Origin of the sequence: Anthropogastromicrobium aceti (genome assembly GCF_020687335.1) — a bacterium.
GTDB lineage: Bacteria > Bacillota > Clostridia > Lachnospirales > Lachnospiraceae > Anthropogastromicrobium > Anthropogastromicrobium aceti.
This window is the reverse complement of sequence record NZ_JAJEQN010000005.1, coordinates 92,903-107,242: the sequence shown is the minus strand read 5'-3', so window position 1 is coordinate 107,242 and position 14,340 is coordinate 92,903. Positions and strand designations below refer to the sequence as shown.

General features: G+C 36.7%; 8 protein-coding genes and 3 pseudogenes. All 11 read right to left on the bottom strand.

Annotated elements, in window-relative coordinates; genetic code table 11:
• Nucleotides 1-36: 36 nt before the first annotated feature.
• A complete protein-coding gene (locus tag LKD48_RS03140; protein ID WP_308731164.1) occupies nucleotides 37-3,189 on the bottom strand; it encodes an ATP-binding protein in 3,153 nt (1,050 codons plus the stop codon).
• A gap of 24 nt (nucleotides 3,190-3,213) precedes the next feature.
• Nucleotides 3,214-6,132 (bottom strand): response regulator, encoded by a 2,919-nt coding sequence (locus LKD48_RS03135; RefSeq protein ID WP_308731163.1) that lies wholly within the window; start codon nucleotides 6,130-6,132, stop codon nucleotides 3,214-3,216.
• Between the two features lie 40 nt (nucleotides 6,133-6,172).
• The gene (locus LKD48_RS03130) at nucleotides 6,173-8,008 is read right to left on the bottom strand and encodes an ABC transporter substrate-binding protein (protein ID WP_331466784.1); all 1,836 of its coding nucleotides are present in this window, start codon (nucleotides 8,006-8,008) and stop codon (nucleotides 6,173-6,175) included.
• A 233-nt stretch (nucleotides 8,009-8,241) separates the two neighbouring features.
• Nucleotides 8,242-8,487 (bottom strand): annotated as a pseudogene (locus tag LKD48_RS03125) (phospholipase D family protein); the annotation flags it as partial.
• A 102-nt stretch (nucleotides 8,488-8,589) separates the two neighbouring features.
• Nucleotides 8,590-8,793: pseudogene (locus LKD48_RS03120) on the bottom strand (citrate synthase); the annotation flags it as partial.
• 243 nt (nucleotides 8,794-9,036) lie between these two features.
• The gene (gene cls, locus LKD48_RS03115; RefSeq protein ID WP_308731161.1) at nucleotides 9,037-10,596 is read right to left on the bottom strand and encodes a cardiolipin synthase; all 1,560 of its coding nucleotides are present in this window, start codon (nucleotides 10,594-10,596) and stop codon (nucleotides 9,037-9,039) included.
• A 35-nt stretch (nucleotides 10,597-10,631) separates the two neighbouring features.
• On the bottom strand, nucleotides 10,632-11,312 hold the full coding sequence (locus tag LKD48_RS03110; RefSeq protein ID WP_308731160.1) for a GTP pyrophosphokinase: 681 nt from the start codon (nucleotides 11,310-11,312) through the stop codon (nucleotides 10,632-10,634).
• Between the two features lie 38 nt (nucleotides 11,313-11,350).
• Nucleotides 11,351-11,869: pseudogene (locus tag LKD48_RS03105) on the bottom strand (linear amide C-N hydrolase); the annotation flags it as partial.
• A 353-nt stretch (nucleotides 11,870-12,222) separates the two neighbouring features.
• Nucleotides 12,223-13,065 carry a type I restriction endonuclease gene (locus LKD48_RS03100; RefSeq protein WP_308731159.1) on the bottom strand — a complete coding sequence of 281 codons (843 nt, stop codon included), beginning with the start codon at nucleotides 13,063-13,065 and terminating at the stop codon, nucleotides 12,223-12,225.
• Between the two features lie 193 nt (nucleotides 13,066-13,258).
• Nucleotides 13,259-13,444 (bottom strand): hypothetical protein, encoded by a 186-nt coding sequence (locus LKD48_RS03095; RefSeq protein ID WP_308731158.1) that lies wholly within the window; start codon nucleotides 13,442-13,444, stop codon nucleotides 13,259-13,261.
• Nucleotides 13,445-13,842: 398 nt separating this feature from the next.
• Nucleotides 13,843-14,334, bottom strand: a complete 492-nt coding sequence (locus LKD48_RS03090) for a sigma-70 RNA polymerase sigma factor region 4 domain-containing protein (protein WP_308731157.1) — start codon at nucleotides 14,332-14,334, stop codon at nucleotides 13,843-13,845.
• Nucleotides 14,335-14,340 lie beyond the last annotated feature (6 nt).

The window sequence follows — 14,340 nt, the reverse complement described above, 5'->3', positions numbered from 1 at the left end:
CCCTTCTTTAGACTTCTTAAAATAAATTCGTTATCATTATAACTGCTCATAAATGCGTTGTAAAGTTTTTTCTAAAAATTCCATATCAACTGGTTTTGCAATATGTGCATTCATACCAGCCGCAAAACACTGCTTTGCATCCTCTTCAAATGCATTTGCTGTCATTGCAAGAATTGGAATTGTCTTTGCATCTGGCCGTGTGAGACTTCTAATCGCCTTTGTTGCTGTAATTCCATCCATAACAGGCATCATTATATCCATCAAAATTGCATCATAAGTTCCAGGCGGATTTTTTGTAAACTCATCAAGTGCCTGCTTTCCATCTGATACATTCGTTACAAGAGCACCTCTGTCAGTCAGAAGTGTTGTCGCAATTTCAGCATTTAGTTCATTATCCTCTGCCATCAATAGCTTCATACCCTCAATACTGCAAGTCGATTCTTTTTCCTGCTGCTTTTGTGGTGGCGGGGCTATCTCAAATGGAATTGTAATAACAAAGGTTGAACCGACTCCCACTTCACTTGAAATTTCAATTGTTCCTTTCATCTGATTAATCAGTTCCTTTACAATTGCCATTCCAAGTCCTGTTCCCTGATAAATGCTTCTTGCATCATTTTTTTCCTGTACAAATGGTTCAAAAATATGAGACAAAAACTCCTTGCTCATACCCATACCGTTATCTGAAATAGTCCATCTGTACGTACAAATCCCATCCTTATCTCCAAGTGACTCTACAGATGTCATTATAGTTCCATTTTTCCTGTTATATTTGATACAGTTTCCGTAAATATTTAAAAAGATCTGGCGAATATGAAGAGAGCTTCCGTAAATATAAGGATAAACAAAATCTGTTTTTTTCTTCTCATACTCCCATTTAATTCCTTCACTCACTGCGCGTGATATAGTGATTGTTTCAATATCATTCATCAATTCCTGCAAACAAATCTGTTCATGCTTCAAAGCAATATTGCCTTCCTCAAGCTTACTCATCTGCAGTATATCGTTAATCAATGAGAGTAAATGGTCTGCTACAACTTTCATCTTTTCATGATTTTCCTTCACAAGCTCTTTATCATCAAAGTGCTCCTCATCAATCTTTAAAAGACCAATGATTCCATTAAGCGGTGTACGAATGTCGTGACTCATGCGCGCCAAAAACTGTGTTTTTGTGCGGTTTGCCACGCGCATTTCATCAAAAGCCGCCTGCAATCTTGCGTGCTCCTGCTCATCGCGCTCATGCAGCTGGGTAGTATCCTGCAAGAGAACAATTGCATGGACAACATAAATCTCATTCCTTGTTTCTTCGTCAAACACAACTGTCTGCGTCATCAAAATGGTTTTTTGTATCCAGTAAACAATGCCATTATCTCCATAAATACAAAATTCAACTGACAAATATTTTTCGCCCGCATCAAAACGCTTTAACAGCTTTTCACAATCATCTGCCATACGATAGCTTCCAAGAGTTTCCTGCGTGACTATTCTTTTATACTCACTGCAATAATCCCTATATGAACCAGGAAGCGGATAATCAAAAAGCATATCCAGACTTTCTTTTTTTCTTTTACCTAAAAGGATGATTCTTTCCAAAATATCATTTGTGAGATTTACCGTATAAATGACATCAGATGGTTCGAGAAGTGCATCTACGTAGCTGTCGTTCTCCAAAATAGACTGCTTTAGCTGCTCATAATAAATTGTCAGCTGTTCCTTTGCATCTGCATGGCTTCCTGCACCCTGACGAATAGTTTCAAATGCCAAGAGAAAATGATGAAGCATTCCTGTTTTGTCCCAGTCTACTGGAATGAATGTCAGGCGGCTGTAACTATCTTGCTCATTTACATCATACTTAAGCTCCATAACGTCATCTTTTGTGCGCATCTTTTCACACAAATAAGAAATCTTAAGGCATTGACCAAAGCGATCTTTATCCTGTTTTCCTATCTTCTCCTTAACAATCTGCTCTGCAGCACCAGAATAGCTTCCATCCGATGCCAGAAAAAAATTGTTGTTTGCACGAATTGTACGATATGTATCTAGCTTTACATCACAGTACAGACAATCCGTGAAAGTTTTTCCATGCATATTCAATAGCTTCAACAGCTTGTAATCCAATTGTCTTTGCGCTGCTGCCTCCTCACGTTTTACATGATTCTTATTGATATACATATTTTTATCTGCGTAATTAAACATTTCCTGCATTGTACTTCCAGGAAACTCGCTTGCAAGTGCAAAGCCCACTGCATAGCTTAATGGAGTATCCGGATATGACTTAGATTCTTCTGCCATCTGTTCTCTTACTGATGCAAGGCAGGCTTTCATCTCTTCCTTCCCCATTCCGTGAGTAACAGCAATAAATTCATCTCCTCCGGCTCTCCCCACAAACTGTTCTGCCGGCATGGATGCGCGTAAACAGACGGCGAAGCGGCGAATATATTCATCACCTGCCTCATGCCCCATACTATTATTGATTATGCGAAGATTATTCAAATCAAAGCTGCACACACCTATATCCTCTGGTGCGGCATCTGGCTGACTTAACAATTCATCACATTTATTTCTATTAGGAAGCCCTGTCGCACCATCAATATATACTTTTTTCTGCAAAACACGATTCATCGCCGCATATCGCACAGCTTTAATAAATTCATATTCTATCAGAAGCATCAACACAACAATATCTGCTGTTATATATTTTTCAAGTAATGATAATGATGATGCCTTTCGCTGAGAATACACCTCTGCCAGTCCTGTTGCCTCATCACAAATTTCAAAAAAATGTTCACTCTTTGAAAGAATCTGTGTTTTATCAGCTCCATACGCACGCACCTGCATAATTTCCTGTTTTAACATTAAAAAGTATTCATTCAGTTCTTCCATCTTTGTCTGAAAATCACTATCCTCCAGACGAACCAAGTTCAGCTCTTTGTTTCCATTCCTCAATCCATCGATAAATGACTCAATCTCCTGAATCATATCATCTTCCTGTTTTCCAGAAATTTCAAACTTTACGATACGCTGCGTCTTACCACGAACAAGACCTGCATAGTTAACTATACGAGCCGTTCCCTGGATACTAGATACAATCATCATCATCGCAATAATCAATACAACTAAAATAACCGTAAGTATACAAATGCTTATTTGAACAATACCAGATGATTTTTTCTTTGTACTGCTGTAAGCCATTATCAACTCTCCTCTATTTCTTCACTACTGTTTTAATGTAAATTTATTTTTCAGTGCCTGAACAAGTTCTTCAATTACAATTGGCTTTGACAAAAAGCCATCCATACCTGATTCGAGTGCTTTTTTTCGATCTTCATCGAATGCATTGGCTGTCATTGCCAATATTGAAATATTTGCTATTGCAGGATCCTTCAGCTTGCGAATACGTTTCGTAGCCTCATACCCATTCATAATAGGCATCTGCACATCCATCAACACCAAATCGTAAGTATCTGGCTTTGAAGTACTTACTTTCTCTAGCGCCTCAGCCCCATTTTCTGCTGTGTCAACAATAAAACCATACTCAGTAAGAATCTCCACAGCTATCTCTCTGTTTAATTCATTATCTTCAACAAGCAATATATGCTTGTCTTTGAAATTGTAACCTGCCTGTGGAAGAATACCATCATTATTTTGTTCTTTTTTCTGGCCAAGTGCAGTCATTAAGGTTTCACGCAGATCTGACATAAACATCGGCTTCGCACAGAACGCAGTTACGCCTGCTGCTTTTGCTTCCACTTCAATTTCTGACCAGTCATATGCAGTCAGTATAATAATCGGAGTATCATCACCAAGGCTTCTTATCTGACGCGTAACTTCAATTCCATTCATATCCGGCAGCCGCCAGTCGATAATATACGCATGAAAAGCATCCCCTAACTCCATTGACTGTTTTGCACGAAGAACAGCCTCCTTGCCTGAAAGAGTCCACTCTGAACGCATTCCAACCTTTACAAGCATCTTTGTAACACTGTCACATGTATTAAAGTCATCATCTACTACTAATGCCTTAAGACCTTCTAACTCTGTTATCTTTTCCACGCGATGCTGCTCAGACTGAATACGAAGCATCAAACTGATAATAAATTCTGTACCTTTGTTTTTCTGCGTCTGAATATCAATCGTACCACCCATCATATTCACGATATTTTTAGAAATAGCCATGCCAAGTCCAGTACCCTGAATCTTGCTGACTGTAGATGTTCGCTCTCTCTCAAAAGGATCAAAAATTTTCTGTGCAAACTCCTGACTCATGCCAATTCCATTATCCTTGACCCTAATCTCATATTTAGCACAACCTTTTTGCGTGCTTGGAAACTGTCTTAGACGAACAGAAACTGTTCCTCCTGCCGGTGTAAATTTAATTGCATTTGAGAGCAGATTCAAAAGCACCTGATTTAATCTTGTCTTATCACAGTATACATCTTCATCTGTAACATCCATTGCATCCATGTAAAGTTCTAACTGTTTTGCATGAATTTGTCCGCTAATAATTGTCTTCAAATCATGAAGAATATCTGACAAATTAACCTTAGTTTCCTCAAGATGAATCTTGCCGCTTTCAATACGGCTCATATCCAATATATCATTGATTAAAGAAAGTAGATGATTACTTGATGCAAGGATTTTTCCCAAATAATCCCTTACCTTTTCCTGGTTTTCAATATTGCTTACAGCAAGTGTAGTAAAACCTATAATGGCATTCATTGGTGTTCTTATGTCATGAGACATATTTGACAGAAATGTGCTCTTTGCACGATTGGCTGTTTCAGCTGCGCATACAGCATCTGACAGTGCCTGATTCATTTTCTTATCAGCAGTTCTATCTGACATGACAATGATACATTTTCGTTTTTTCTCTACCTCACTGCCCATTGCTATGATATGAAACCAACGCTGTTCCCCAGTTTTTTTATGAACATACTCAAAATCCCACTCACGCTGTTCATTGACAAGTAATCCTCTTAGATGTTTAGATCGTTGTCCCTCTGTATCCTGCGGATGAAGCTTTCCCAAAACATAAATATTATCTTCAATCTGTTTCGCTGTAATACCAAGCAGCTTTTCAGCATTCGGACTAACATAGTCAACTCTGGCTGTCTTAGCATCTGCCATCAAAAACACATCATCTACATTCATCGAAAGTTTTTTAAACAATTCATCCCTATACAAAATTTGTGTATTCTTGCTCTTTATATTTAACCGACTTCTTCTAATAATCATTATAATAATGAATGATGCAATACTAAACAGCATGGCACCTACAATAATAAGCGTATTAAGCTGCAGCTCATTCATACTGGCATTGACAATATCAGCTGGAACAATTCCAAGCAATGCCCAATCCTGAATGTTCACCTTTTCATAAATCAGATAGTAATTTCTTCCCTCTAAATTTACAAGCATAGCGCCTGTGTGTCCCTGCTTAAGCTCCTCTGAAAATGTCATGATCTCATCTTCTGAAAGTCCAGAGTGATCTCTTAAAACAGCTATGAAATTATATGCTGTTTCCCATGACTCTGGCGCATGATCAATCACAACTCGTCCATCTGAATGAACCACATATCCGCCTGCATTTCCCTGAAAAGCAGAAATATCTAATACCTTTACAATATCAGCGTTGTCATATGCAACAGCAATGGCGTCATATTCAAACCCCTGATAAATTCCATTAACTTCAGGACATGCAAAAACAAGCATCTGTGATTTTCCAGGCAATGCTGCATTCATTATAATATCATTTCTCTGAGTGATCTTATCATCAAGATTTCCCTGTAATCCAAGATACCCTGTCTCGCCTGTTATCGTTTTATAATTGCCATCAAACGATAAAAAATAGAAGCCAGAAAATCCTATTTCTTCCTGTACTTTATTGATGTAATCACAAATTTCATTTTCAGTCGAGGCCTTCTGTAGATATGCACTCCACATATGAAGATATGTCAAATTTTTATTGACAAGTTCATTTAATGCTTTATTTGACTGATGAAAGATCTCTGTCAAATGAGAAGTACTTTCCTGATACACAGTCTTTGACACAAACCTTGTATATCGGATGCCCACCATACTGATTCCAATTATTAAGACAATTGCTGCTGCAAATGCTCCCAATCTCGTTTTCATGAACTGTTTCTTTTTTCTGTATTTTATCTCATCCATCTACTTACCTCAAAGTGATATATGATTTTGGCTCTGCCAAAACAGCATCATCCCCTAAGACATAATTGATCCACGTATCCTTCACAAACGTGTCTCCACCTTCGAACATATAACCTTCTGCTGAAATGATTGGCTCCATATATTTTTTTGCTGCCAGACACATCACGGTAAAGGTATCATCATCTTTGATTGTCTTTCCGTCTTTTTTAATGCTAGTCAATGTATAGCCATCGCTATTTTCCTTAACCTCCATAGAAATGCCACTTACAACTGGCAGTGAACCGCGGTTAAATGGAATAAATCCGCCCTCGCAGCCTTCCACAAAAGCTTTCAATAATTCTTTCAGCTTTGCTCCTGTTATTTCGCATTTGTAAGAAAAAAGACTATTTGGCATGATCATGCTGACTGCCATTTTTTTAGTATAGTCAGCATGCAGCACATTTCCTGTAAAACTATTTCCCGCTGCAATAAGCACATCTGTCCCGTAAATACCTCTCAGCGTATTTGCCATAACTGAATAAGCTTCATTTCCGCCATCAGCATGGAAATAATTTGAATATGTATTCTGAACTTTTAACACAACATCATCAGAAGCTGATTTTTCCTCTTTCAACTGATCATTGAAGGCTTTATATGCCTGTTTTGAATCATACTCACCTGCAATCATCTTAGAAACCACATCTTTAGAAATGGAAAAGAAATCATTTGAGGCAATGCGAATATACATATGGTTTTCTTCAATGACAGGCTTAATATCTTTTAAATACTCAGTAAGATAAAAATCCACATTCTGACTGTAGCTTAACATATCCTGACCATCCGCAATAATCAGATTTTGCGCTTCCTCTGACAGCATCTCTTTTAATACACTCATTGCTTTTTTGCGTCGTGAATCATCCTGTTCCAAATCCTTATTCAAGGCTATCTGAAAATATGGAGTTGTCACGATCCACTCTTCACCATCCTGATTAAAGAATGGTAAAAACGCTGTGTCGATGCCCTGATCCTGAAACGTCTTCACCATGAATGAACTTCCAAAATACATAGCCAGCTCTTCATTTTGATACATACTTATTACATCATCATAAGTAAGATCCAGATCATCTTGTTCCAATTTCACGTCATTAATAAACTGTTCCAGATGCTCAAAAGCCTGTGGCCAGACAATATCATCCAGACCAACACGCTCTTTGTTGGCAGGATCACTATAAGCAGTACGCCACTTACGGCCATCCGTAGATGTAAGCTCTGAAGCAGACAGTCCCTGCAGTGTTTCCATACATGTATAATCATAGTAATAATCTGCAGTAAATCCACGAACACCTGCTTCTTCAAATTTTTGGCATGCCAAAACAAAGCTGTCATAATCTGTTGGCAGCTCAATACCATACTTTTCAAACAATCCTTTGTTTACTACAAATCCATGTGCATCCGCACATACAGGAAGCCAGTTCACACTTCCATCCTCGTTCATGAAATTATTGAGATATGTATTATAGACAGCACCTGCCTCATTTGTTGTGGAAAGATCCATAAGACTATCCTTAAGCGGACTTGCATCATGAAGTGAGAAACGACAGCACGTAATAATATCAGGAAGTCCGCCATTTTCATCCAGAAACTTATAAAAATCCAAATCGTTGTTGCCAACTACAAATTCAATATTCACATCTGGAAGCTGTGACTGAATATAAGGTGCATATTTATCATACAGATTTGTTGTCCATAAGTATACCCTTATTGTTTCTGCCTCTTCTTTTTTTACACTCTTTTTCCCACAGCCTGCTAAAAGTGCAGTGACCGTCAACAGCAGGAACAATATTACTTTTTTTCTTTTCAATTTTAAATCCCCCCTTATGGAAAATGTGTACCGCCACATAGTGCAGTACACATTTGGGGCAAGATACATACTGATTATATTCCCAAACGAGACAAATTACAAGCAGTTTCTAGTGAAACTTTAGGATACCATTGGTGACAGGCACTGTGCCCAGATTATTGTCCGGGGGTGCTCAAGTTTGCGAAACTTGGTTCTTTTTTCAACTCGATTGCATTCAAATAAAAACACACATTTTTTGCATTCTTGATCAAACGCACTCTTTGTAAAAGCGCTTCTGGATTCTTTTCTATGATTACTGCCCGTTCTGTATTTTCACTGCATTCGTTCCATGACCCATTTTTTGTTTCTTTTTTGGTTGTATTGGACACTTCCGGCTGCTTTTTATATGCAACGCAGATTCCGAGCAATTCATAAAAAGCCACACATAAAAAAATTGCCAGTATAACAAGAAGAATTTTACATATTTTATGCTTTTTCATTGTACATCACCTGATTCCTTTTTATTTTATACTTATACAATACAAAGTCAATCTCAATTTAACCTCAACAAAATTTATTTTTCATAAAAAAAATGACCGGCTTACTCCATCACGATATTCAAAAGCTTTTATATCAGAAATATTTGTAAGCCCCGTCAACACACCTTGGCCTTTTTCATCTCGTAAGCCTCTTTTTACACCATACTCTGAATACAGATTCTTACTAATGCTATCATTTTGTTCACAAAAAATTGCTTGCCGTTTCATATAATTTTCCAAATTGCTCATTTGAATCGCTCCTTTCATTCTGTTACGAACTTACATACTATACTCAGATATTCTTGTTTCCAGAGCATTCAGCATTGTCTGTTCTTATTCTTATTCATTAGCAATACAATGGAAAACTCAATTTAACCTCAACAAGGTTTGTTTTTTCATCCATGCAAAATCTTCTTTGTACAACAGACTGTTAGATATAGCAAAAACGGCCTTTCAAAAACAGTTAACTTCTAAATCAACTGTTTTTTGAAAGGTCGTTTCATCAGATTCTTATAGCAATCCAGCAAATAATCTCATAAATAATTGTCCCAGTCGCAAATATGCACTTCGTCCGGTTTGATATTGGTCTGTCACATCACGACATTCTCCCATCGTTCTTATCAGATCATTTTTTATTTCCACAACTGCCTGACAATCTGCCATAAAACAGCCGTTTTCAAAATGGTGATATAAACTTCGATAATCCAGATTAATTGTTCCACAAGTTGCCATACAGTCATCTGCCACACTCATTTTTGCATGACAGAAACCAGGAGTCCACTCATAAACACGAACACCATGTTTAACTAATCCATGATAAAAAGAACGAGTTATATTATAAATGAATTTTTTATCAGGGATACCAGGTGTGATAATTCTTACGTCTACCCCTCGCTTAGCAGCCAGACATAACGCATGCGTCATTTCATCTGTTATGATTAAATATGGAGTCATAAACCAACAATATTTTTCAGCTTTATTTATCATACTGATATAAACTTCTTCTCCTACTTGCTCATTATCCATAGGGCTGTCTGCATAAGGTTGAACAAACCCAGTTTGCTGTGCCGCATAATCATAGTGGAAAAGGTATTTACTAAAATCAGAATCATTAGCATCCTTATCACTTACTGCATTCCACATTTCCAAAAATGTCACCGTAAGCGACTGAACAGCATCTCCTTCTAAACGAATACCTGTATCTTTCCACTGTCCATACGGGTGTGTGTAATTAAAATATTCGTTTGCTAGATTATATCCACCTGTAAATCCGACTTTTCCATCAATAACTGTTATTTTTCTATGATCACGATTGTTCAAAAACAGATTTAAACCTGGCACAAACGGATTGAATACACGGCAATGAATTCCTATTGCCTTCATCTTTTTCACAAAATCTGTGTTAATAAAGCCTATAGAACCCATATCATCGTAGAATACTCTAACTTTCACACCTGCTTTTACTCGCTCTTCCAGAACATCTTGAATCTTATGCCATGCTTCAGCGTCTTCTATCGCATGATATTCCATAAAGATAAACTTCTGTGCTTTCTCCAAATCCTTAAGCTGTGCCTCTAATCCTTTCACTGCTTCATCAAAATACACAATATCCGTATTCTGATAGATTGGATACTGCGAATTTCTTTGTATGTAACTTGCTATATTTCCTGCTTTCGGAATTGTTTCTTTTATTCTATTCAAACACTCCTGACTGTCCGGAAGCATTGGTAACAATTTGCTATCAATTTCTGCATATCGCTCACGCATTTTATGTGTGCCACCATTCAAACCAATCAACAAATACAGGCCTACACCCATAATTGGGAAAATTAGAATTAAGATGACCCAAGGCATTTTCATAGAGGATGTCTTATTTGATGCGTACAATCCCAAAACCAAGATCCCACTCAAAATCCTTGTAAATAAATTTATGATTTCTGCATATTCATTCAAGCGTGTTACGATAGTAATAATAAAAATCACTTCCAGAAGAATGCAGATTATGGAAAAACACAGCCGTTTTACCCCATTTTTTGTTTTTGCTTTGCCCTCTAAAGTATCTTGTTTCATATATATTTCACCTTCCTACTTGCTCAGTTTTCTCCCTAAATTTCGTGGAACATACCAATTTTGTCTTTTATTCTCTGCATTTCATTATCTGCTTCAATGATAGCTCTTGCAGAATGAAGTAATTCTTCACTTATCTCATCATAGCCAGGCATTTTTTCAATTCCTTTTTTATAGCGAAGTTGATGTTCCAATGTTGCCCAGAAATCCATACCATTGGTTCGAATCTGTAATTCTACACGCATAGGTGTTTTACCCTTAGCAAAAAATACTGGTATTTCAACAATCATATGATAGCTTCGATAACCATTCGATTTTGGATTTTTTATATAATCTTTTATTTCAATAACTTTAATATCATCCTGTTGGGTAATCAAATCTGATATCATATAAATATCGTCAATAAACGCACAAACTATTCGAACGCCTGCTACATCATTGAGATATGTCTGTATATTTTCTGTTGTAAATTCATATCCCATCTTCTGCAGTTTATCGTAAATACTATTGGGCTTCTTAATTCTTGTTTTTATAAAAGAAATAGGATTTCGATTGTTCTCAACTGAAAATTCATCATCCAAAACCTCAAGTTTAGTTTGTATCTCCCGAATAGCACAACGATACATCATCATTAAATTATAAAATTTTGTAGCATTATTTAAAAACTGTAGTGATTCCGGACTGTCCATCCTGAGTTTTTTTACTTCATCTTTTGTCATGAAACTTTCCTTTCTACCTCATCCCTGATTTCAAAACATTATTTATTTTGATAGTTGATTCGTTCTCCTTGAATTACTGGATAACAAATCATTTTATCACTATCCAGATTTTCTACATGCATATCTACTGCACTGATCTGATGGTTTTCATAAGTATTGTAATAATAAATACCTTTTGTAACATTACAACACGACGTATACAATGTGATTTCATATTTTCCATCCGCTACTTCGCAACATCCTCGTTGCTGATCCACAGATCCGAGAATGTGGAAGAATTGGCTAACGCTTTCTTCCTCTGATTCACCTGAAATTGCATTTACCTTTGTAAAAGCTACACGTACAAAGCGTGAGGAAGATGAGAGATCTCCCGGAAGACCTAATCCTCCCATACCTCTACTATATGCATCAAGAGCCAAATTTTCGCAGAAAGTATTTCTGGGCTGTTTAGGAGATAAATACATATAATTATTTAGTTGAAACATCTGCTGTGGAAATGGTGGATTATTCGTAAGCACTCCTACTGGATTGTCATAAATATGCAAACCATATCTCAAACACGGTGGTAACGAAACAGAGACCATGCTTCTCATACAAAAGCATCTGACACCTGTCAGGTACAATCGAAAATATCCTATCCACCTCCGTCCAAAGAGAAATAGGGATTTCATGTATCGGGTTGCATAAATCTCGTTACCATTATACTCCATTATGAGGCAGATATGCAATCTGTCTTTTTGTCATACACAAAAAAATGATTTGAACTCATCATACACCTGCTTTCTACGCATTAGTGCACCTAAAAAATACAGCATTTCTTAACTGAACAGTATTTTCAATGCATAAACGCATATGATATACTGTTCTCATCATAAAAAACCTTATCTAAATGACATTGATTTTTAACACATTAAAGAAAACGCTCTTTGTCATACATGGATGTAATGAAACGATTACATGGCATATCTGTATCATTTGCGGTATTAAATTCATCAGTATCAAAGATCGATGTACTGTACCCAAGATCCTTAATGACAGAACGGCAAAAATCATCATCTAATGTAAGATACTGATAATTCTTATGGTATCCTTTTTCATCTTCTCTGAAGAATGAAAAAGACGTTTTTACACCATTTGGTGTTGTATAGAATGACCCCGATTTTACCAATTCAGTAGCTTCCGAATCATCGTTCTCATAGTTCATATTGTTTGAGAACGATACAAACTGAATGAGATTAAAGTATTTTCTATATGCTGGATTCTTGAGTCGTACATTCAACATACGATTAAACTCTGCCTGAATCGTGTCTTCGTTGTTTGGCTTCTTTACTTCAAGAAAGGCAATCGGCATACCATTGATAAGGATGTTAATGTCTGGTCTAAATGAACCATCATCCGTATCCTTCTCAATAGTGAACGGAAGCTCATCTACTACAGCAAAATCATTATTTAAAACATTATCAAAATCAATCAGCTTCACATCTGAAACAACGTCATTAAGTCTTTTATAGAACTCCCTACCGAGATCATTACTTCTGATAAGGGTATGGATTTCATCAAGGACATTCCACACTTCTCCATTGGAAAAAGACCTTCCGTTGATTTTCTCAAGGGCTGGCTTAAAACGGTTAATGAAAATCTTCGTATTGAAATCAATGTCAGAATCATTCATTGATTGATATTGATATCCCAGACGAAGGAACTGCAATGTTGCAGGTATCTTCACTCTGGTATCTTCATTGAAATTTCTCATTTAATGCTCCTTCTCCTTTGTATCTTCGAACATTTATTTTAATTATACAGACAGCCACATGATTATTCAACAACTTTCGCCAAAATCAGACTTATTTTTCACGCTCAACCAAAGATCTCCTCATAAGATACGGCTTCAACTCGGACTAGTAATAATCCGTGTTGAAGCCGTATCTTATATACACCCTAACCTATCAAATACTGCTTTCTTCAAAGCATTTTCTAAACTGAAGAACTCTATACCTTCCTTCTGAATAGTAAATTTCCAACTGCATCTCTTCTGTTTCAGCATTCCATACCGCCAATACATCAGATGCCTGCAATTGTGTTTTGAAAATCTTCTCCATCCCAGTTAACATTTCATCTGTTACTTTCAACATTTTTATTGACTCCTTTCTGTCTTATTTGCCCCTTGATTATACGTAGTTTCGACAGAAAACGCCAGCAAATCACATCGCGTATATCGCGTAGTTTTCTTCTTTTCATCCTATTTTGACAATGTTCACCATAAACAGCTGATTCTTTTTTATGGCAAACAAGCAGTCATTATTTATCTTAAATCAAGATTTTTGATCTTGTTTTGCTTTCCTTACAATTTCTACATACTTTGCTCATACAGTTTTCTCTATAATGTCTGTTGAAAATTTATACTATTCGATATGACCCGACTTATTTTCACGCTCAAAAAGAGCAGCCAACACTACTTTAACTGCTCTTTCTCTGATTTCTTATTTGATTCTCACTTCTGGACAATTTGTCCAGAAGTTGGCTCTTACTCTTACCGCTCCGCCTGATTATCTTTTTCCAATCTATGAATAATTTTTTGAATCGCCTTCTTTCTCAATCTGTTAATTGTTTGCTCAGACATTCCCTCCGTTATGATAGCTTTATATGGCTTTTTATCTATATAAATTGCTTTTAATATTTCCTGCTCCCTCGGTGATAGTTGTAGGTAATACAAATAAACATGCTTCACCTGATCTATTGAGTCTACAATCTGAAGCATATTCTTGTAAATTTCTTTCTGATAATTTTTCTTTTGCTTTTCATAAAGCATATAAATATCATCCAACCCTTTTATTTCTTGGCCCTTGCTTCCTTCCTGATCATTTGACGGACTTCTCAACTGTAACATTTCAATCAACTCTCCTGCATCTTCATATTCTCTTGAAAGCATTTCTAGTCTCTTACGATATCCTTCCAACAATTCTTCCCGTTGGCTCAATATCTCAGTAACATCTTTCTCTGTTAGCTGATTTATATTTTCCATTCGCAG

Excerpts from the sequence above, each read along its gene's own strand:
- LKD48_RS03140 (WP_308731164.1), bottom strand. The coding sequence starts at position 3,189 with ATGGCTTACAGCAGTACAAAGAAAAAATCATCTGGTATTGTTCAAATA.
- LKD48_RS03135 (WP_308731163.1), bottom strand. The coding sequence starts at position 6,132 with ATGAAAACGAGATTGGGAGCATTTGCAGCAGCAATTGTCTTAATAATT.
- cls (WP_308731161.1), bottom strand. The coding sequence starts at position 10,596 with ATGAAACAAGATACTTTAGAGGGCAAAGCAAAAACAAAAAATGGGGTA.
- LKD48_RS03110 (WP_308731160.1), bottom strand. The coding sequence starts at position 11,312 with ATGACAAAAGATGAAGTAAAAAAACTCAGGATGGACAGTCCGGAATCA.
- LKD48_RS03100 (WP_308731159.1), bottom strand. The coding sequence starts at position 13,065 with ATGAGAAATTTCAATGAAGATACCAGAGTGAAGATACCTGCAACATTG.
- LKD48_RS03095 (WP_308731158.1), bottom strand. The coding sequence starts at position 13,444 with ATGTTGAAAGTAACAGATGAAATGTTAACTGGGATGGAGAAGATTTTC.
- LKD48_RS03090 (WP_308731157.1), bottom strand. The coding sequence starts at position 14,334 with ATGGAAAATATAAATCAGCTAACAGAGAAAGATGTTACTGAGATATTG.